The organism is Gammaproteobacteria bacterium, assembly GCA_030949385.1.
Lineage (GTDB): Bacteria > Pseudomonadota > Gammaproteobacteria > JAUZRS01 > JAUZRS01 > JAUZRS01.
On record JAUZSP010000001.1, the window covers coordinates 248,181 to 269,190 of the forward strand.

The 21,010-nt window shown below is 51.2% G+C and carries 16 protein-coding genes, 1 tRNA gene and 1 pseudogene; 6 read left to right on the plus strand and 12 right to left on the minus strand.

Features of this window, described 5'->3' with window-relative positions; all coding sequences use genetic code 11:
- Window positions 1–182 precede the first annotated feature (182 nt).
- Window positions 183–1,472 carry a conjugal transfer protein TraF gene (gene traF, locus Q9O24_01140; protein ID MDQ7073778.1) on the plus strand — a complete coding sequence of 430 codons (1,290 nt, stop codon included), beginning with the start codon at window positions 183–185 and terminating at the stop codon, window positions 1,470–1,472.
- Window positions 1,473–1,516: 44 nt separating this feature from the next.
- Here the strand turns inward: traF and Q9O24_01145 are convergent, their stop codons facing one another.
- Together Q9O24_01145 and Q9O24_01150 are read right to left on the minus strand one after the other, a co-directional pair.
- On the minus strand, window positions 1,517–2,065 hold the full coding sequence (locus tag Q9O24_01145) for a hypothetical protein (protein MDQ7073779.1): 549 nt from the start codon (window positions 2,063–2,065) through the stop codon (window positions 1,517–1,519).
- A gap of 101 nt (window positions 2,066–2,166) precedes the next feature.
- Complete coding sequence (locus Q9O24_01150) at window positions 2,167–7,134, minus strand: tetratricopeptide repeat protein (protein ID MDQ7073780.1); 4,968 nt, start codon at window positions 7,132–7,134, stop codon at window positions 2,167–2,169.
- A gap of 136 nt (window positions 7,135–7,270) precedes the next feature.
- Between Q9O24_01150 and Q9O24_01155 the strand changes: the two genes are divergently transcribed.
- The 3 genes from Q9O24_01155 to Q9O24_01165 are packed head-to-tail and all read left to right on the plus strand — an operon-like array spanning window position 7,271 to window position 11,097.
- Complete coding sequence (locus tag Q9O24_01155; protein MDQ7073781.1) at window positions 7,271–8,188, plus strand: AAA family ATPase; 918 nt, start codon at window positions 7,271–7,273, stop codon at window positions 8,186–8,188.
- A complete protein-coding gene (locus Q9O24_01160) occupies window positions 8,148–9,155 on the plus strand; it encodes a DUF58 domain-containing protein (protein ID MDQ7073782.1) in 1,008 nt (335 codons plus the stop codon). Before Q9O24_01155 ends, Q9O24_01160 begins: the two co-directional genes overlap by 41 nt.
- Entirely contained in the window at window positions 9,148–11,097 is a 1,950-nt protein-coding gene (locus Q9O24_01165; GenBank protein ID MDQ7073783.1) for a DUF3488 and transglutaminase-like domain-containing protein, read from the plus strand. The genes Q9O24_01160 and Q9O24_01165 overlap by 8 nt, the downstream gene beginning before the upstream one ends.
- Before the next feature lie 2 nt (window positions 11,098–11,099).
- Here the strand turns inward: Q9O24_01165 and Q9O24_01170 are convergent, their stop codons facing one another.
- The gene (locus tag Q9O24_01170) at window positions 11,100–11,549 is read right to left on the minus strand and encodes a DUF1249 domain-containing protein (protein MDQ7073784.1); all 450 of its coding nucleotides are present in this window, start codon (window positions 11,547–11,549) and stop codon (window positions 11,100–11,102) included.
- A gap of 147 nt (window positions 11,550–11,696) precedes the next feature.
- Here Q9O24_01170 and infA point away from each other — a divergent pair, with 147 nt between their 5' ends.
- Window positions 11,697–11,915, plus strand: a complete 219-nt coding sequence (gene infA / locus Q9O24_01175) for a translation initiation factor IF-1 (protein ID MDQ7073785.1) — start codon at window positions 11,697–11,699, stop codon at window positions 11,913–11,915.
- Window positions 11,916–11,954: 39 nt separating this feature from the next.
- Here infA and clpA read toward each other — a convergent pair whose 3' ends face one another.
- The 8 genes and pseudogenes from clpA to Q9O24_01215 form a co-directional block, all read right to left on the minus strand.
- Window positions 11,955–14,231, minus strand: coding sequence for an ATP-dependent Clp protease ATP-binding subunit ClpA (gene clpA, locus Q9O24_01180; protein MDQ7073786.1), 2,277 nt, complete (start codon window positions 14,229–14,231; stop codon window positions 11,955–11,957).
- 24 nt (window positions 14,232–14,255) lie between these two features.
- On the minus strand, window positions 14,256–14,573 hold the full coding sequence (gene clpS, locus Q9O24_01185; GenBank protein ID MDQ7073787.1) for an ATP-dependent Clp protease adapter ClpS: 318 nt from the start codon (window positions 14,571–14,573) through the stop codon (window positions 14,256–14,258).
- Between the two features lie 195 nt (window positions 14,574–14,768).
- Window positions 14,769–16,025: an NADP-dependent isocitrate dehydrogenase gene (gene icd, locus Q9O24_01190; protein ID MDQ7073788.1), complete on the minus strand. Its 1,257-nt coding sequence runs from the start codon at window positions 16,023–16,025 to the stop codon at window positions 14,769–14,771.
- Window positions 16,026–16,114: 89 nt separating this feature from the next.
- Window positions 16,115–16,663: an excalibur calcium-binding domain-containing protein gene (locus Q9O24_01195; protein ID MDQ7073789.1), complete on the minus strand. Its 549-nt coding sequence runs from the start codon at window positions 16,661–16,663 to the stop codon at window positions 16,115–16,117.
- 20 nt (window positions 16,664–16,683) lie between these two features.
- Window positions 16,684–17,695, minus strand: a pseudogene (gene ruvB, locus Q9O24_01200) (Holliday junction branch migration DNA helicase RuvB).
- A 9-nt stretch (window positions 17,696–17,704) separates the two neighbouring features.
- The gene (gene ruvA / locus Q9O24_01205; GenBank protein ID MDQ7073790.1) at window positions 17,705–18,310 is read right to left on the minus strand and encodes a Holliday junction branch migration protein RuvA; all 606 of its coding nucleotides are present in this window, start codon (window positions 18,308–18,310) and stop codon (window positions 17,705–17,707) included.
- On the minus strand, window positions 18,307–18,843 hold the full coding sequence (gene ruvC / locus Q9O24_01210; GenBank protein MDQ7073791.1) for a crossover junction endodeoxyribonuclease RuvC: 537 nt from the start codon (window positions 18,841–18,843) through the stop codon (window positions 18,307–18,309). The genes ruvA and ruvC overlap by 4 nt, the downstream gene beginning before the upstream one ends.
- Entirely contained in the window at window positions 18,844–19,584 is a 741-nt protein-coding gene (locus Q9O24_01215; GenBank protein ID MDQ7073792.1) for a YebC/PmpR family DNA-binding transcriptional regulator, read from the minus strand.
- A 180-nt stretch (window positions 19,585–19,764) separates the two neighbouring features.
- Between Q9O24_01215 and Q9O24_01220 the strand changes: the two genes are divergently transcribed.
- Window positions 19,765–19,841: transfer RNA gene (locus tag Q9O24_01220), tRNA-Asp, on the plus strand.
- 67 nt (window positions 19,842–19,908) lie between these two features.
- Here the strand turns inward: Q9O24_01220 and modC are convergent.
- Window positions 19,909–21,000: a molybdenum ABC transporter ATP-binding protein gene (gene modC, locus Q9O24_01225; GenBank protein MDQ7073793.1), complete on the minus strand. Its 1,092-nt coding sequence runs from the start codon at window positions 20,998–21,000 to the stop codon at window positions 19,909–19,911.
- Window positions 21,001–21,010 lie beyond the last annotated feature (10 nt).

Consider the following 21,010-nt stretch of genomic DNA (forward strand, 5'->3'; position numbering starts at 1 on the left):
CGTTTTTAAACAGCTAAGTTAGACTTCCAGATCACAATTAATTTCTTGTCTCAACTCAACTTGGAATCTAAGTTGCTGGCACTTTGCCACATCAATATGAGTCACTTCTTCCGTCATCTCAAAAAACAGGTCAGATTATGTACACACACGCGGTAAAAAAAGTGATCCTGCTCGGCGCTCTTATGAGCATTGGACAGGCTTACGCCACCCCCTTCAGTAACTACGACCCACGCTCCATGGCGATGGGGGGCGTCGGTGTGGCCAGCTCGCACAGCAATCACGCAACCAACTTCAACCCTGCTCTGCTGGCCAATAACGTTGATGATTTTTCCCTCAATCTGCCCACCCTTGGTGGCCGTGTGACCGACAGAGACAACCTTGCCGATGCAGCACAGGATTTTTGGGATCAAGATCTGGTCAACCGTCTCAGCAACGACATTGCGAGTTACAACAACAGCTTGACCTCGATCACTCCCGCTCAAACCATTAACAGCTTAAAAAAGATAGAACGGGCAGTGAGAACCTTATCCAACAAACTCAACAGCCTCAGCGACAAACCCTTGCAAGCCGAAACCGGCATTAATATTGGTTTTGCCCTACCAGGAATGGAAAACGGCAGCGCGTTCTCCATCAGCTCGGTGGCTTCTGGTTCGGCCATCGGTTTTTATCGTGATAAAAATTTGTTACGCAACGTCGGTGAAGACATCAATACCCTTGCCAGCTGCCTGCAACAAGCGCTCAATACGCAAACACTTTGCAACCAACCCAGCCTTAATTTTATCGACAACAACGGCCAAGTTACCTTTGATCCTCTGGACAGCACCAATGGCATCACCTCCAGCGCCAACGCACGAGGCTTAAACTTACTGGAAGTCAGCCTCTCTTTCGCACATTATTTTCCACAATACGATCTCAATGTGGGCATCACGCCCAAATACGTCACCGCAGAGCTGTTTGATTTTACCGCCGATATTGATCTGGCAAACACCCCCTTTCTGGTCAGTGATTACATCACCACCACCGAAAATTTTAATGCTGACATCGGCATCAGTAAAACAGTCAAAATCAAGAACAACAGCGTTGAAGTCGGTGCCATTCTAAAAAATATTTTGCCACAAACCTATCGCTCCGGCCTTGGCAATGAAGTCACACTCAACCCTCAACTGCGTGTGGGAGCCGCCTACCGTGCGGCTGATTGGGTGATGGTCGCCGTTGATATGGATTTGACTCGCAACGATGCGATTGCTTTTGAAGATGCCAGCCAGTTTATTGGGGTCGGTGCTGAAATAGACTCTTGGAGATGGGCGCAGTGGCGCATGGGTTACCGCTTCGATCTGGTCAACAGCGACCGCAACACCTTCTCAGCGGGTCTGGGTCTGTCGCCTTTTGGAGTCCATTTGGATCTGGCCATCACCGCCAACAGCAACCGCACTGAAATCGGCAGCGCGTTACAGTTGGCGTTTCGTTATTGATGAAACAGGTGCGGAATTATTAGGGACAGAAATGGATTCTGCCCCTACAAGGCCGAAATCACCTGTCGAGCATCCGCAACCAGCGGGTGTTTGGGAGTTGTGCTGATAAAACGCTGCAACTGCTGCCGACTCTCTTTTGACTGACCCAACCCCGCATAAACCAAACCCAGAGCAAAGGTCGCGTTGGGCAACAACTCACCGTTGGGGTAATCGTGCATAAAGCTCTGCAACACCTGTTTGGCCTGTTGCAAACGCTGCGCCTCAACCAAGCGCTGCACTCGGTTCAAACTCTGCTGCTGCGCCACAAATTGGTTGTCGCTGCTCAAATCCTGCTTCCAAACCGGCTGCATGATCGACACGGTACTTTGCGCACCACGGGTACCGGTCACAGCCGTTACCGTTGTTGAGCTGCGATCACGCTTTCTGGGGTTGTAACTGCTCAGATGTTGCCACACCTGATAAAACAGCGTTTTTAATTCTGATTCTTGTTGCGACTGAGCGATAACAAAAGGCGATGAAGCCTCCTTAGCCGCCAGAGAAACACCGCTGGCTGTAATCAACAGTGCCGCAACACTGCATTGTAATAACGTCATAATCGACCTCTCATGGTTCACCGAGAGTCCCTCCGTAGACCCTTATCATTTCCTTAAAAGAGTACAAAAACCGAGCGAAGTTATCCATGATCCCCATCGCACTATTGCAACAGCTTATCAAAGGCGGCGAACGACTGCGGTGTGGCCGGTTGCAACAAGACCGCTTGTTCAAACTTCAAGCGCGCCTGACGCAGATCACCCAAACGGTAATGGCTCATGGCCATATTGACCTTAATGCCCGCATCATCGTTCAACAGACCTTCGGCATAACGGTAATGTTCTAAGGCTTGCTCAAAATCCCCTTGAGCAAAAAAGAGGTTAGCGCGATTGTTGTACAGTGCGCCATTCGTCCCTCTCTTTTCCAACTCATCCAAAACCCGATGCGCACGATCATAAAGACCATAACGGGCGTATAAAATCACCGTCTGCATTAAGCGTTTTGCGTCATTTGGTCGGCTGGCCAACAGCGCTTGATAAGGTTTCAACTCACGTTCAAGGCTTTTTTCCAACAGCAAACGCTGTTCACGCTGCACTCGCAACCGCAGCGCCTGTGAATCGGCCACCTTCAGCTCAAAAGACGCCGGTTGCAAGGTCACCGGCTGATAGCGTTGCCATGCCTTTTTAAGGGCAATCACCTTGAGTTTATTCTGCGCCTGAAAATGCTGATATTTTGCCGCGCCTTCCGTCCACGCTTCACTAAACGAAGTGGCAATCATGGTCGCTTCCAGAGGAATCCAAACTTGATCTTGGTAGATCACCAACAGCTCATTTTGGGCGCTGATCCGATTTCGATCTTGTTGCGCCAAGCCTGTATTGAACATCATTAACAGATGCCCAGGCACATCCAAAAAAGCCGTTTCAATACCGAGGTTTTCCAGTGATGCACTGAGCAGCACCGACAGATCATCGCAATCGCCACTTTTTAGATGCAAGGTTTCACGGGCAAATTGAACGTAATCCACCTGATCCCGCTGCACTTTTGAATAAGGGCTGTTGGGGTCTTGCACGTACCGAAGTCCTTGCGCGGCAAAGGCATCAAACAGGGTCATCGCAGTGACCATATTGGCGTTCAGTGGCCCTGGTTTAGGGCGATGCTCATTGATCACCTGGCGGACAAAGTTATGCAACACCTCATCTTTGGGAGTCACAAAAGAGCCCACCATATTGGCACGTTGCCACAAAATGGCATTTTTTCCGTACAGGGTCACCGGCTGAGTCAGGCTGATGCTCTGCTCTCGACCGTCGCGCACAAACAGCAACTTGACCTCCACCTGCACCCCGGTATCTTCGTCAATCTGCAACACTCGGTTATTCAAGGCAGCGTACAAAGAGAGATTCAAACTGCTGTTGGCTTTCAAGCTGCCAATCTCTTGCAGTGAAGGGAAATCCATATAACCCTTGATCTCAAAACTGAGCTTGAGATTGGCGTAACTGCTGCCACCGGTGTTGCGCAGCCGGATCGTCCCCACCGGCTCGGTGGCGTATTGCTTGTAAGCCACGGAAAAGAGTGTATTCAAACGCAGGTCTTCAAACACCACCTGCGGTGCATTGGATTTAAACTGCATCGACTGTTTTTTATTGGCGTAGGCCGACTCCAGCAGTAATCTGTTTTCAGCCGTAGGCGCAATGGCCACCGCCTTATCCAGAGCGGCAATGGCACGCTCAAACAGGCGACGTTGACTGAACATGTTTGCCATCAAAAGATAAATCGGCGCTTTCTTCGCAGCCAAAAGCAGCGCTTTTTGCAGCAACGGTTCGGCTTTTTCATACAGGTTATTTTCAATATACAACTCAGCCAGCGCCACCTGCACAATTTCATTGGCCGGTTGCCGTTTAATCGCCTGTTTTAGGTAGCGTATCGCCTCACCGCTTTTTCCCTGTTCATGAGTGATCTCAGCCAGCAAGTGCAACACCTCCACCGAGTCAGGCAAGAGACGTTTTGCCTCCAAGGCCTGTGGCAGAGCCTCTTGCAAACGATCTAAATGGTAAAATGCGCTGGCCAAACGAAAATGGACTTGACGGTGATCCGCCTGCAAAACCGCTGCCCGACCGAGACTCTCCAGTGCCAAAGGGTAATTTTTTGCCGCCAACGCCTGTTCGCCTAACCCCCATGCAGCAGCAAACGAATTAGGATTCGCAGATAACGCTTTTTGCAGCCCATGCAACACCTTTTTTGGCTCCAGACGTTTTTTATACAGTTCTGCCAACGCCAACCACGCTGGCGCGTTTTGATCATCGGCGTGGGTGGCTTTATTAAAGGCCAGCAACGCCTCATCGGGGTTGTTTTGCGCCACCGCAATCAAGCCCAACAAATAATGACCATGGCTGAGATAACGATCTTCAGCCAACAACGAGAGAGCAATGTGACGCACCTTGGCGTATTTTTTCAGCGCCAAATAACTCTCTGCCAAGGCCATTAAAATATCGCCCTCCTGATCGGCCAAGGCTTTGGCCTCTTGCAAATAACGGATGGCACGTCGATGTTTGCCCAACCCCTGTAAAACCAAAGCAGAACGATAACGAATGGCGCTGTCGCCTCGATCCAGTTTGACTGCGGTATCAAACGCCGTCAGAGCTTTTTTCTGGAGACCCAATTTCAGATACGCTTGCCCCAATAAAAAATGCGCTTCGGCGTGTTTTTTCTGTTCGGCCAATAGGCTCTCCAGACAGTTCACCGCCCCAATTGCGTCACTCAGACGTAAACTGATCCGCGCGCAACGCAAATAGGTCGGTTCATCGGCCAATTTAGCGGCAATCAACTGCTTTACAACCCGCTGAGCACGCAGATCCTGCCCACCTTGGTAAAGCGCCTCCAGCTTCAAACGTAAGCCTTCCGCACGATGTTCATCCACCTCGGCCAACAAAGAAAAATAGAGCTGCGCCTCTTTGCTGCGCCCCAAGGCCAACAGACTTTTGCCCAGCAGCAGCAGAGTCTGCGGGTCATCTTCATAAAAAAGCTGGAGACGGGAAAAAAAATGGATCGCTTGTCTGTAATTGCGCAGTTGATACGCACGGAAAGCCGCACGAAAAAGATCCTCTTGCGCCGTTGAAAGCGCCCCCTCTCGACCGTAATCACTCACTGCACTGACTTGATAATAGAGTGCGCCACTCTGCGTATGTTCGATGTAAGTATGGTTTTCTTTTATCTCATGTAACAGGCGAAAAGGGCCGCCCTCTTTCTCAGCAACATAAACACGATAATGATCCACAAACGGACTTGACACCGATGACCAGCTCAAATAACTGCCTTTTTTCTGGCCCCGAATTTTCAACCCCATAACTTTGTCTGGCACTTGTCGATAAGCAAAACGAAACAAACGCCCCCAACCGCTGTCATAAAGGCCAATTTCGGTTTTTTCACTGGGATAGAAGCTCAAATTGCGCGCCTGTTTAAAACCTGGGGTAAACTCCGCTGCCGAGCCAAAACTGAACAGCGGTTGCAGGCCTTGAAAGATACGCACACTGTAATCATTGTCACTGCTGGCCGCCAAAACATAGAGTCGATCTTGCGAATCAATGGCCAAATCATAAAAATGCTCAAAAGGACGTGCTAATGTTTGATTTTCATTCAAACGATGGAGTAATTTATGCTCTGGGCTAAAGACTAAAATTTGACCACTGCCCTCATCGGCCACATAAATTCGATTCTGTGAATCCAACGCCACCGCCACCGGTTTACCCATTACATCATCGTCAAAATCAACCGCACTGATCTTGTCGATAAACACCCCATCCTGAGAAAAAATTTGCAGCCGAGCATTGCCGCTGTCCGCCACATAAAGCCGGTCATTTTTCAGCGCCACACCACGGGGCTGATTAAATGAACCATCCTGACTGCCGGTACGGCCCAAACTAAAACGCAAATGGCCATCGTGCCGATACACCTTAACGCTGTTGGCAGCCGTGATAACAATATCCACAGCACTGATCGCCACCCCAGCAACCTGTTGCAACTGTCCCTCAAACTCTGTTTTTTTACCCTCGCGGCTCAAACGGTAACTGTGACCGTTTTTGTCCGCCACACAAAGCTGTTCATTGTTTTTTAGTCGATACGCAAATTGACAACGGATAAAATCAACTCCAGCCTGCTGCAACGTAGCCAAACGACGCTCTTTTGGCTGCTGGGGAAGAGAACCATTGAGATGAAAAATTTCAATTTTATGATTGCCGCTGTCCGCCACCGCCAAACGCTGATCGGGCAGCGCCAGCAGCGCGGTTATTTTACTAAATTGCCCGCGTAAATTACCTTTGCTGCCAAAACGATTCAGCAGTTTTTTCTGCTGCCAATCCAGTTGATACACTCGACCGTTGCGATTATCTGCCACGTACAACACACCCTGCTGATCCAGTGCAATGGCCGAAAGTGACACTTGATCTGTGACGATGGTCGAAACATCGGCGGCACTCAGCTGCTGTAAAAAAGCACCGTCGTGGGCGTAAATCATAATGCGACCTGAGTCCGCTGTCTCCAATACAAAAACACGTTCTTGAGCATCCACAAACACCTGTTCAGGTGCCTTCAAATACGTCGTGGAACGCCCTGATTTTTTATCACCAAAACTATGCAAAAACACCCCGTCAGCACCAAAGACCGACACACGACCCGCTCCCATTTCCGCCACATAGAGACGACGGTTATGCGAAAAAAACAACCCTTTTGGTTTGTTTAAACGCCCCTGCTGCGAACCTTTCCCCGCCAAAAAAGCCGTTATTTTACCCTCCGCATCCAACAGAGCCAGAGTCCCGCTGAGGCTGTCGCTGACCACCAGACGCCCCTCATCCAGATGAGCTATACCAGCCAAAAATGGACTCTGAAATTTAAGCCCCTTGTGGCTGCTATCAAATCCTTGCCAGCCCTCACTCGACAAGCTCATTACCTGACCCAATAACGAATCAACGCCGTACAGCTCACCGTCCGCTGTGGCACTCAATCCAGCAAGGTAAGAGAAAATCGGCGTACCAGCAGCAGAACTAATGCTCTTTTCAAGGGTAATATTGGCTGCTATCAATGAAGAGGGGAAAAGCGATACAGAAAAAAAAGTCAGAGCAAAAAAGAGGCTGTTTAACATAGGTGATAAAATCTGTTTGTCATCCAAAAAAGGGGAATACAGTCCATATAAGACCAACCATAGTAGCAGAAATTCATTTCTTGTCTGCCGAATAAATTAACCACTGAAACACGAAAAAGCGCTAAGATAATTCCCCATGAAAGAAACATCACTGCAAGCAGCCATTACCGCCTGTGAAGAGATTATTTTGGGTAAACGCCAACAGATCCGCTTGGCCTTTTGCTGCCTGTTGGCCAACGGTCACCTGCTGATCGAAGATCGCCCTGGGGTAGGCAAAACCACCTTGGCCAACACCTTGGCACGGGTACTCGGCCTGAGCCACCAGCGGATTCAATTCACCAGCGATCTGCTGCCCGCCGACTTGCTCGGATGCGCCATCTACCAAACAGAAAACAGCCAATTTCACTTTCATCCCGGCCCCATTTTCCACCAGCTTATTTTGGCCGATGAGATCAACCGCACCAGCCCAAAAACCCAAAGCGCGCTACTCGAAGCGATGGAAGAACAACAGGTCACCGTTGAAGGCCAGACCCGCCCACTGGATGTGCCCTTTTTTGTCATTGCCACCCAGAACCCCAACCAGCAATCGGGCACCTTCCCGCTGCCGGAATCCCAACTGGATCGCTTTCTGATGTGCATTTCCCTCGGTTACCCCAACCCAGAGGCAGAAAGACGACTGCTGCAAGGCGAAGACCCACGACATAAAATGGCTCATCTGGTCAATACCCTGACCCCCGAATTACTGCTCCAACTGCAACAACAGGTGAACTCTGTACACGCCTCCGATGCTCTGCTCGACTACCTGCAACACCTGCTCGCGTTCAGCCGCCAAACCGAGCACTTTATTGATGGCCTCTCGCCCCGCGCGGGCATGGGACTGCTGCGCGCTGCCCGTGCGTGGGCGCTGCTGGAACAGCGTGATTATCTGCTGCCCGAAGATCTGCAAGCGGTGCTGCCCGCCGTGGTGGGACACCGGCTGCAACTGAATCAAAACAGCCCCTCTGAACGAGACGTTGTGGTGGAAAAACTGCTCAACGGCGTTGCCATTCCCTAAGCCCCGCTGTATCACCGGAGTCACTGCCCTGTCTTTTTTTCAACGCTGGCTCGACAAACGCATTCCTTGGGATGAAACCCCCAGCCGTCTGACACGCCAGCGCATCTACATTTTACCCACCGTAGCCGGTCTTTTTTACGCCCTACTGCTGATGATTCTACTGCTGGCGGCCAGCAACTACGGCACCAGCTTGGGCTTTCTGCTGACCTTTTTTCTGGCCGGTCTCTCCTTAGTCAGTATGCTGCACGGTTTTCGCAATCTGCTCAACTTGGAGATTCAAATTCACTCCGCCAACGCGGTTTTTGTCGGCGAAGAGAGCCGTTTTAACATCGAAATTTACAACCCAAACAGCAACCCACATCCGATGATCACTCTCGTTCACGAAACTCAACAGCACACTCTCAATCTGCTGTCAGAGCAACGACACCGCTGCACTCTCTCCATAATCACCACTCGGCGGGGTTATCTCGCTTTGGGAAAAGTACACATCAACACACTCTACCCTCTCGGTCTGTTTCGCTGCTGGTCAACCTTAGGATCTCATAAACGGGGATTGGTCTACCCCAAACCTTTAAGCCATTCAGCGCCTCTGCCTCATGTTCAAGACAACACTCAGCAAAACAACAACCAGAAAATCGACGAAGAATATCAAGGCGTGCGCGACTACCAACGCGGCGATTCTGCCCGCCGCATCGATTGGAAAGCGCTGGCCAAAGGCCACGGCACACTGGTAAAAAACTACCAAACACCGCAAAACGAACGCCTGCAACTGCATTGGCAGCAGACCCAAGGCGATACAGAACGCCGTCTGTCTCAGCTCTGTGCTTGGGTTTTGCAGGCCGAACGGCAACAACAAATCTACAGCTTGCATCTACCGCACTCTCCTCCCTTGATCGGAATAGGTGAACAACACAAACAGCGTTGCCTGAAAAACTTGGCGCTGTTTGGCTTAAAAGACGATGAATAAGCACAACAAACTCAACCGTCAACCATTGCTGCTGCTCTGGTTTAGCTTCCTGCTCACCGCTCTACCTCATCTAAGCCAGCTCACGTTTTGGCTCTGGCCACTGCTGCTGGTCAGCGGTCTGCTACGTTACCTGCAATATAAAAAACAGCCATGGGCGCAAGCAAGAAGCCTGCGCCTTTTGTTGGTCGTGGCTGTAACAGCCTTGGTGATCAGCAGCACTCAGGGTGTCTTTGGACGAGAGGCAGGCATTACCTTGTTGATCGCCATGATCGCGCTGAAATTTTTAGAGAGTCAACAGCGCCGCGATGGGGTTTTGATCGTACTGCTGACCTATTTTCTCGCCAGCAGCCACTTTCTCTATCGACAAGATCTGAACATCAGCCTCTATTTGTTGCCCGTGCTGCTCTGCAACAGCGCCGCCCTAATGAGCCTCTACAACCCCCAACAGAACTGGCGACCTCGGCTTAAACTGCTGTTCAGCTTAAGCCTGCAAGCGCTGCCCATTATGTTTCTGCTGTTTCTGCTCTTTCCGCGCATTTCAGGGCCTTTATGGGGACTCTCCAACAGTGAAAACCGCGCCAGCAGTGGTCTAAGTGAAAGCATGTCACCTGGCAACATCAGCCAACTGACCCGCTCGGCAAAAACCGTTTTTCGGGTCAACTTTGCCACCACGATCCCCAAACCCCAGCAACGCTACTGGCGCGGGCCGATTTTATGGCACTTTGATGGCCACACGTGGCGCGCGGGAAACAACAGGCCTTGGACAAAAACTCAACTGGAGCAGCTCGCCGATCCCATCGACTATCAACTGGCGTTGGAACCTCATTATAAAAAATGGCTACTGGCTCTCGACATCACCCCACACGCACCGGCAGGCACACGGCTCAATGGCAACGCCCAACTGCTAAGCCAAAAAAGCATCCAGCAAGCGCATCAATACACCCTGCGCAGCTACCTCAGTTATCGACTGGATCTGCAACTGCCCGCTTGGCAAAAAACCTTGGCACTGCAACTGCCGCAACAGCTCAACCCAAAAACCGCCGCACTGGCACGCTCGTGGCAAAAGATCAGCTTGGATCCCAACATCTTGGTAAAAAGCGCATTGAACTATTTTAACCAGCAAAATTTTTATTACACTCTGCGCCCACCGCCCCTACGCGGTGAGCATGAGATTGATGATTTTCTCTTCAACAGCCGCCGTGGGTTTTGTGAACACTACGCCAGCAGTTTTGTGGTGCTGATGCGTTCCATTGGCATTCCTGCGCGGGTGGTCACCGGCTACATGGGCGGCAGCATGAACCAACTGGGCAATTATCTGATCGTGCGCCAGTGGGATGCCCACGCTTGGGCGGAGGTCTGGCTGGAGGGAAAAGGCTGGCAGCGCGTCGATCCTACCGCCGCTGTGGCACCGGAACGAGTCGAAGAGGGCATTGATGCGGCGCTTTCAGCAGAGGAGAGACTCTCACTGGGCGGGCGACAGAGTGGCCTGTTTAAGCAGCTAAACTTTTTTTGGGATTCGATGAATCATCATTGGAATCGTTGGGTAGTCGGTTACGATCTAAATCAGCAGCAGCACTTTCTGGCTAAGTTAGGCCTTAAAAACAGCTCCGATGCGGTACTTGCTTTGAGCCTCGGCATCAGCACTCTGTTGGCGCTGCTGAGCCTCTGGTTTTTACGCCAACAGCGCAGACAAAAACAGCCACTAAGCCTCAAAGCCTACGCCCTGTTGCGTAAAAAAGCCGCCAAAGCAGGTGTCATCTCACCCCTCAACGAAGGCCCTCAACACTTTCAACAGCGTCTCTGTCAGGCGTTTCCCAAACAACAAGATGAACTGGAGCAACTGTTAAGGATTTTTATTCGGTTACGCTACCAAAAAGAGCGCAGCGGCAAAGATGCAAAACGGTTCTATCAACAGGTAAAAAAATTACGTTTAAAACGCTAAAATCAGCCAGAAAAACAGTGGCCACGATGCAGACAAAACCCCAGCCATTTGTACAAAAAACGGTTCAGCGTCCAGTTGCCCTGTCGAGATCGAGACGGCCCCCGCGCCTGCAAGCCACGATGCAAGCAGGCGCTGGTCACTTCCGCAATGCGCGCATCGTGGTAGATGCGAATCTGCATGTCCGGTTCACGACGTGAAAAATCACCCGACGCATCCAAAAAATAGTAGCTGAGACGCAAAATGGTGGTGTATTTATGCTGCTCCAACACCTCCAGATGCAGATCAAGACAGCCCTCCACTTTGGAAACCAATCCGCCGTCCAAGTGCTTCAAGTCCGGCACCAAACGCCGCATCTGCATGTAATTTTTTTCATACAGATCCATCAAACTGTTAAAAGAATGACGCGCCACACCCTGTTGGCGTTCAAACTCCAAATGACTCTCTGCGATCACCACACCTCCCATATTGGAATTTATATTCCCTACATGCCCCTCAGACCAGCAAAGATCCGATTAAGCTCTTGTTATCGCCGCCATTTTATTGATAATGGTCGCCTGCGGCAAAACCCTTATATTTTAACTGCTTTTTTGGAGTGCCTAATGGCAAAAGAAGATCATATCGAGATGGAAGGTACCGTGATTGATACCTTACCCAACACCCTGTTTCGAGTGGAACTGGAGAATGGGCATGTGGTTATCGCACACATCTCTGGCAAAATGCGCAAACATTACATTCGTATTCTTACCGGCGACAAAGTAACGGTTCAACTGACCCCCTATGATCTCAGCAAAGGTCGCATCACTTACCGTAGCCGTTAATCTGCGGCCCTAAACATTAGGGCCTTAGAACTCCCCCTTCTATGAATCAGCGTTGTCGATTACGGCTTCTTTAAGCACTTCAATCGCCAACTTATCTCCCGCTAAGCTGATCTTAACTCGACCACCCTCAGTCAAACCACCAAACAGCAATTCGTTGGCCAGTGGTTTTTTAATGTGCTCTTGAATTACCCGCGCCATCGGTCTGGCACCCATTTTGGCATCAAAACCGTTCTCGGCCAACCAATCACGCGCCTCTTCATCAATCGACAACAGAACCTGTTTCTGCTCCAATTGTGCCTCCAGCTCAATAATAAACTTGTCCACCACATGGCTGATGGTGCGACGATCCAAACTTCTGAACTGAATGATCGAATCCAAACGATTGCGGAACTCCGGTGAAAAACTGCGTTTGATGATCTCCAAACCATCACTGGAGTGATCCTGCTGCATAAACCCCATTGTCGAACGGCTGATCGCCTGAGCACCGGCGTTGGTGGTCATAACCAAAATGATGTTGCGGAAATCCGACTCACGACCGTTGTTGTCGGTCAAGGTACCGTGATCCATCACCTGCAACAGCAGGTTGAAGACATCGGGGTGGGCTTTTTCCACTTCATCCAATAACAACACCGCGTGAGGATGTTTAATCACCGCTTCGGTCAACAACCCCCCTTGATCGTAACCAACGTAACCAGGAGGCGCGCCAATCAAACGTGAAACCGTATGAGCTTCCATGTATTCGGACATATCAAAACGAATCAACTCAATGCCCAGCACTTTTGAAAGCTGACGGGTGACTTCGGTTTTGCCCACGCCCGTGGGACCTGCAAAGAGGAAGTTGGCCACCGGTTTGTCTTCGTTACCCAAACCGGAACGGGACATCTTAATCGAAGAAGCCAACGCCGAAATCGCTTCGTCTTGGCCAAACACCAGCATTTTCAGATCCCGCTCCAGATTTTCCAAAACTTTCAAATCCGATGAAGAGACGGTTTTGGCTGGAATACGAGCAATCTTGGCAATAATAGCTTCGATCTCCTCCACATCAATGCGTTTTTTGCGCGACTCCAAGGTCTGCAAACGCTGATACGCGCCTGCTTCATCAATCACGTCAATGGCTTTGTCGGGCAAACGACGATCATTAATGTATTTACTCGACAGCTCCACCGCCGACACCAATGCAGGATTACTGTATTCAATATCGTGAAACTCTTCAAAACGGCTTTTAAGACCGTGTAAAATTTTGATGGTCTCTTCTTCTGTGGGTTCAGGCACATCAATTTTCTGAAAGCGACGCGCCAATGCGTGGTCTTTCTCAAAAATCCCGCGATATTCTTGATAGGTCGTCGAACCGATGCACTTCAATTCACCGCTGGCCAACATCGGTTTGATCAGATTAGACGCATCCATCACCCCACCGGAAGCCGAACCGGCACCGATGATGGTGTGAATTTCATCAATAAAAAGAATCGCATCCGGTTCACGTTTAAGTTGAGTCAAAATGCCTTTGAGACGTTTTTCAAAATCACCACGATACTTGGTACCGGCGACCAAAGAGCCCAGATCCAGCGAATAAATTTTCGCATCGGAAAGCACATCAGGCACTTCACCATCAACGATTTTTTTCGCCAAACCTTCCGCAATGGCGGTTTTACCCACCCCTGCTTCACCCACCAGCAGCGGGTTGTTTTTACGTCGCCGACAGAGTACCTGAGTGGCGCGCTCCAACTCCTCTTCACGACCGATGAGGGGATCAATTTTGCCCTGTTCCGCTTTTTTATTCAGCAGCGTGGCAAATTTTTCCAAGGGAGAGGTTTCTCGTGGTTTTTCACTGCCCTCTGAACTGTTGGGCATCGCTTCATCCTCTTCCCCACTTTCATCTTCAGAAATTTTCGAGATGCCGTGGGAGATGTAGTTCACCACATCCAAGCGACTGACGTTCTGTTCACCCAAAACGTAAACGGCATGAGACTCTTGCTCACCAAAAATCGCCACCAGAGCGTTCGCGCCCAACACCTCTTTGTTGCCAGAGGATTGCACATGAAACACCGCCCGTTGCAAAACACGCTGAAAGCCCAAGGTCGGTTGGGTCTCTCGACTGTCATTGGCATCCAGCAGCGGGGTGTTTTCATCAATAAACACCACCAACTCGCGGCGTAAATTTTCTATCACCGCACCACAGGCCAGCAACACACCGGAGGCCGAGGCGTTATCCAACAGCGACAACAGTAAGTGCTCCACCGTCATAAATTCATAACGTTTTTCACGGGCTTCTTTAAAGGCTTTGTTTAACGTCTGTTCTAAATCTTTGCTTAACATGACATCCCCTTCGAATTTATGAGCTTACGCCTCTTCCATTTCGCACAACAACGGGTGTTGTCTGTCCTGTGCACAACGGTTGACCTGCGCGACCTTGGTCTCTGCAACATCCTTACTAAAGACCCCACAAACACCTTTACCACGAGTATGCACATGCAACATCACTTGTGTTGCTTGCTCTCGCCCCATGGAGAAAAATGACTCCAGTACTTCGACAACAAACTCCATTGGAGTGTAGTCATCGTTTACTAAAACCACCTGAAAAAGCGGTGGTTTTTTTAACTTTGGCTTTTCCTGTTCAACGACAGCGCCAAAATCATCGTTTTCTTCTTGATTACTCATGGTTACTGTTCTAGCCCCAACGAGTCCAATTCAGTGAATGGATCAAACCACCCTACTCTAAGACCAAGATTATTAACAATAATTTCTTAGACAAAAGTATAAAACAGCCGAACGGACAATGGTGTGAAATAAAAGGAGGGATTGTTAAAAAGGCAAGAACCTGCGATGCAAGTTACTTGCCCCAACATAAACAAACTACATGTTGTCGATCATCACATCGCCAAACGCAGAGCAGGACATCAAGCTCGCCCCGTCCATCAAACGCTCAAAATCATAGGTAACCTGCTTAGACGCAATCGCACCTTCCATGCCTTTGATCACCAAATCAGCGGCTTCGTCCCAACCCAGATGACGCAACATCATCTCACCAGAGAGAATCAAGGAGCCAGGATTAACCTTGTTTTGGGCAGCGTACTTAGGCGCGGTGCCGTGGGTCGCTTCAAACATGGCGATGGTGTCGGACAGATTCGCCCCTGGCGCAATGCCAATACCGCCCACTTGCGCGGCCAAGGCATCGGAGACGTAATCGCCGTTCAGATTCAAGGTGGCGATCACATCGTATTCCGCCGGACGCAGCAAAATCTGCTGCAAGAAGGCATCGGCGATCACATCCTTAACCACAATCTCTTTGCCGCTGTTGGGGTTTTTAAAGCTACACCACGGGCCACCATCAATTTCAACAGCGCCGAACTCAGATTGAGCCAACTCGTAACCCCACGCTTTGAAACCGCCTTCAGTGAACTTCATGATGTTGCCCTTGTGAACCAAGGTCACAGAGTCACGATCATTGTCAATGGCGTACTGGATGGCTTTGCGCACCAGACGTTGAGTACCTTGTTTAGAGACCGGTTTAACGCCGATGCCTGAGGTTTCAGGGAAGCGAATTTTGCTCACACCCATCTCATTGACCAAGAAGTCGATGACTTTTTTGACATCATCAGAACCCGCCTCCCACTCGATGCCCGCGTAGATGTCTTCCGAGTTTTCACGGAAAATCACCATATTGGTCAACTCGGGGTTTTTCAACGGGCTGGGGGTTCCGGTGTAATAACGCACCGGACGCAGGCAAACGTAGAGATCCAGCATCTGGCGCAGAGCCACGTTCAGAGAACGCATTCCGCCACCGATGGGGGTGGTCAGCGGGCCTTTAATAGAGACAACAAATTCTTTGACCGCTGCCAAGGTCTCTTCAGGCAACCAGACATCGCCGCCGTAGAGGTTATTGGCCTTTTCACCGGCAAAAATCTCCATCCAAGCCAAGGAACGTTCGCCGCCGTAGGCTTTCTCCACTGCCGTATCGAGCACCTTTTTCATCACCGGAGTGATGTCAACGCCGATGCCGTCGCCTTCAATGAAGGGAATCACCGGACAGTTAGGAACCGTCAAGCTGTTGTCTGCGTTTACTGTAATGGTCTCCCCAACGGAAGGAACTTGAATCTTATCGTATGCCATGAAACTGCCTCGTAGTGATCGTTAGGGCGCGATTATACGGAGCTTGGCGGCGCTGCGCCATCGGCCATTCTTTTCATCCCAAAACAAACCTACACCCCGCACCACTGGCGCTCACAAGGCACGCCGTCGTTATTGCCGTCGATGGTGGTATTCGGGCAGTTATTCAGATAGAAGGTGGCCTCGGCACAAGAGGTCATCTCTGAGCAGGTGGTTTTCCCCTGACAACCGTAGATGAAAAATTCATACAAATTTTTCATCATCGCCGTGCTCACAAAATGCTTACCACTCACGCTGCCACAGGCGCTGTTATCGCTCTGGTAAACACTCTGTAACCCCGCGCTGTCGGTGATCGTGGCGGTGTAAGTGGTTCCATCGGTGATGCAGCTCAAGTTAAACGTGGTCTCCTGCATTTTTGCCAAGTGCGCCGCCGCTTCGGTGCTGAGCATGGCACGGTCGTAATCAAACACCGCACTGGGAGCCAACGCATTACCCCTGTTTTGACGCATCACCACCTTCTGGCTGCTGGCGCTCCAAATGGGATCACCGCAGTTAAGACAGACCGCCTCATTGGGTTCACTGCACGCACTCAAAACAAAGGCGACGGGGATAAAAAAGCACAACGGCATGACTCTATTCATAACAACTTTCTCGGTAAAAATTAAGATTGATCGGCTTTAGGCGGTGTAATGCCAAAATGCTGATACGTATTGGCCGTAACCATCCGCCCTCTTGGGGTTCGCATCAAAAACCCCTGCTGAATCAAATAAGGTTCAATCACATCTTCGATGGTGCCGCTCTCCTCGCCGATGGCGGCGGCAATGTTATCCAGCCCCACCGGTCCACCATCAAACTTCTCCATCATGGCGTAGAGCAGCTTGTGATCCATGCCATCGAGACCGTGTGAATCGACGCTCAACATATTCAACGCCTGATCAGCGACCGCTTTATTCACCGCCCCATCGGCCCCTCACCTGCGCGTAATCCCGCACTCGGCGCAGCAGACGATTAGCAATGCGCGGAGTACCTCTGGCACGACGTGCCACTTCCAGCGCCCCCTCTTCATCCATTGGCACACCGAGAATCTCCGCCGAACGCCGCACAATGGAACTCAACTCCGCCACACTGTAAAACTCCAACCGCTGCACGATGCCAAAGCGATCCCGCAACGGCGAGGTGAGCAAACCCGCTCGCGTGGTCGCCCCCACCAGCGTAAACGGCGGCAGATCGAGCTTAATCGAACGCGCCGCAGGCCCTTCACCAATCATAATATCGAGCTGATAATCCTCCAGCGCCGGATAAAGCACCTCCTCCACGGTGGGAGAGAGGCGATGAATCTCATCAATAAAGAGCACGTCGTGCTCTTCCAAATTGGTCAACAGTGCCGCCACATCCCCCGGCCGCTCCAACACCGGCCCCGAGGTGTGACGAATATTGACCTCCATCTCATTGGCAATGATGTTCGCCAAAGTCGTTTTACCCAGACCCGGCGGGCCAAAGATCAACACATGATCCAAGGCCTCACTGCGCCCACGCGCCGCTTCGATAAAAATCCCCAACTGCTCATGCACCGCCGGTTGGCCAATGTAATCCACCAAACGTTTCGGGCGAATGGCGCGATCTTGCTCCTCAGACTCCTGCGCCTGACCGCTGATGATGCGTTCTTCGTTCATCTCAATTCCTTAACCCAACGACGCTTTCAAGGCTTGGCGAATGATCTCTTCGGTGGTCAAACCCTTCGAAGCCAATTTTTTCACCATCTTCTCCGCCTCCGTGGCTTTGTAGCCCAAACCCAACAACGCACTGACCGCCTGCTCAGCCGCGCTCTCTGCGGGGCGATTGAGCACCGCGCCTCCCTCTTGCAGCAAGGTCACGTCTTTTAGCTCTTTATCCAGCCGGTCGCGCATCTCCACAATCAACCGCTCAGCGGTCTTTTTGCCGATGCCCGGCAGGCGCACCAAACTTTTCACATCCCCTTGGCGAATGCAGCGCGCAAACTCCTCACTGCTGCTGCCGGACAAAATCGCTAAACCCAATTTCGCCCCCACACCGCTGGTCTTGATCAAAGCACGAAACAGACGGCGCTCGCCTTCGGTAGCAAAACCGTACAACAACTGCGCGTCTTCCCGCACCAGCATGTGAATGTGCAAAATCACCTCGCTGCCCACAACCGGCAACTCGTAGAACGTGGACATGGGCGCTTCCACGGCGTACCCCACACCGCCCACCTCCAACAGCAGTTGTGGTGGATTTTTCTCCAGCAAGGTGCCTCTTAAACGAGCGATCATCTCCATCTCCTACTGCGGCGTTTGCGGGTTGGAACGTGCAGCGGACGGTTGCGACTGTGAGCGTGACAAATCGCCACCCCCAACGCATCCGCCGCATCCTCTTGTAGAGGTGGCTCAAGGTTCAGCAACAGACCCACCATGTGCTGCATCTGCGCCTTGTCGGCAGCCCCGCTGCCCACCACCGCCAGCTTGACCATTTTGGGGGTGTACTCAAACACCGGCAAGCCAGCAGACACCCCGGCACAAATGGCCGCACCACGGGCTTGCCCCAATTTGAGTGCCGACATGGCGTTGTTGCTGACAAACACCTGTTCCACCGCCATTTCGTCCGGCTGCCACTGTTGAATTAATTCAGTGAGCAATTGGAAAATCTTGCCCAAACGCGGCGGCAATTCACCGCTGCCCAAGGCAAGGTGACCGTGAGCCAGATGCTGGCTCTTAACCCCATCGCTCTCTAAAAAACCGTAGCCGGTTTTCACCGAACCTGGATCAATGCCGAGAATGCGAACGGGCTTGCGAGGTTCAAAGGGCATTTAAGCCTGCATCGCCTCATCGGGAATATTGGCGTTGCTGTAGACGTTCTGCACATCGTCCAGATCTTCCAACACATCCAACATGCGCAGCATCTTAATCCCTTGCTCCAGATCAAGATCCACTTCCGTAGCCGCTTTCATGGTCACATCGCTGTTGTCCGGCTCAAAACCGGCAGCGATCATCGCCTCTTTGACGTTGACAAACTCATCGGCGCTGGTAAGCACATCAATGGAGCCGTCATCGTGGCTCTCCACATCGTCGGCACCGGCTTCCAGAGCCGCTTCCATGATGGCGTCCTCATCTTGACCGGGCGCGTAGCTGAGAATACCCAGTTTGGTGAAAATGTACGCCACCGAACCTTCCGTACCCATATTGCCACCGTATTTATTGAAGGCGTGACGCACCTCAGCCACGCTGCGATTGCGGTTGTCCGTCATGCAGTCCACCATAATCGCCACCCCGTTCGGGCCATAACCTTCATAACGAATCTCATCGTAAACCACATCTTCCAACTCACCGGCACCGCGCTTGACCGCACGATCAATGGTGTCTTTGGACATGTTCGAGCCGAGGGCTTTGTCCACCGCCAAACGCAAACGCGGATTGGAACTCATATCGGAACCGCCCATGCGCGAAGCAACGGTGATTTCACGAATGAATTTAGTGAAAATTTTGCCACGCTTAGCGTCTTGCGCGCCTTTACGGTGCTGGATATTTGCCCACTTACTGTGTCCGGCCATGATTAACCTCGTCTGTTTTCGAAGTGCTGTAAAAAGTGGGGGCGATTTTAGCATTACCGCTCACTGGCGGGTATGTTTGGAGGAAATGAAAATAAGTGCTTGACCTGTGGCTGGAAGTCGCTAAAATGCCGCGCTCCAACGATCAACTTACATTCTTGTTTGTTTGATCATCTTACTGCTGGAGCGGTAGTTCAGTTGGTTAGAATACCGGCCTGTCACGCCGGGGGTCGCGGGTTCGAGTCCCGTCCGCTCCGCCATTTTTATTGTCGCGTTCTGCGATAAAGCATCAGAAATATCATAATCCTGTTTTGGTTTTTTCTCTGCTTAACCATACAAAGCAATGTTTTTTATCTGGGCAAACACCCGCATTCCAACTTTCAGCCGCAAATGCACTTTGGCTTTCCGACTGACCTGAGCAAACAGCGCCGTTCCGGCCAAATCCATCCGCAGTAAAACCATGCCATTGGGTTGATCCAAAAGCGCGATGATGTGTGCCTTGAGCACATTGAGAACCGACGTTTTACCTGGATAGATGAGGCTGATGCTGACGTCACGGGCTTGGATACGCAGCCGCAGAGACTGGCCTATGGCGCTGTTAACCTGAGGAATAAACAGCTCCCCACCAGAAAAAACCACTTTGCTAAGAAGAAAGGTTTCGTCGTGTGAGACCACCCCTACCTCCAACAGCACCCCCGCGCCCTCTCGCTCCGAGACCGCCAGATCCAGACGCGCCAACATATCCGACACATCACCAATTTCGGTCACTCGCCCCTCATCCATGGTCAAGAGACGATCCGCTACATGCACCAATTCCTCCACATCGTGCCCCACATAAAGCACCGGAATTTTTAGATTGGTGTGCAGCGCCTCCAAATAAGGCATCAACAGCGCCTTGCTCTCCAGATCCAAACCGGTCATCGGTTCGTCCATCAACAAAATGTGCGGTTGAATCATCAACGCCCGACCGATCACCACTCGACGTTTCTCTTCTACGGTGAGCTGATGCGGGTAGCGGCGCAAAATGGCACCGATGCCCAATACCTCCACCACACTCTTAAGGGTTTGACGTTTTTGCTCTTCGTTATTGCCCAATGCCACCGAACGGTAACCGTACTCCAAGTTCTCCCGCACCGGCATGTGTGGATGCAAACGTCCTTGACGGTAGATGTAACCCAGTTGACGACGATGCGGCGGGATAAACACCCCCTGTTCGTCGTTTTGCCAACAGGTGCCCTTAAGGCTAAAGAGGCCGTTATTGGCCAATTCCAAACCGGCCATGCAACGCAATAAAGTGGTTTTTCCAGCACCAGAACGGCCAAACAGAGCGGTAATGCCACAGCCAGGCAGCTGAGCATCAACGGAGAGGCGAAAACTGCCTCGTTCTAAATCAAAACGCGCGAGAATATCGTCGGACATGGAACTGATC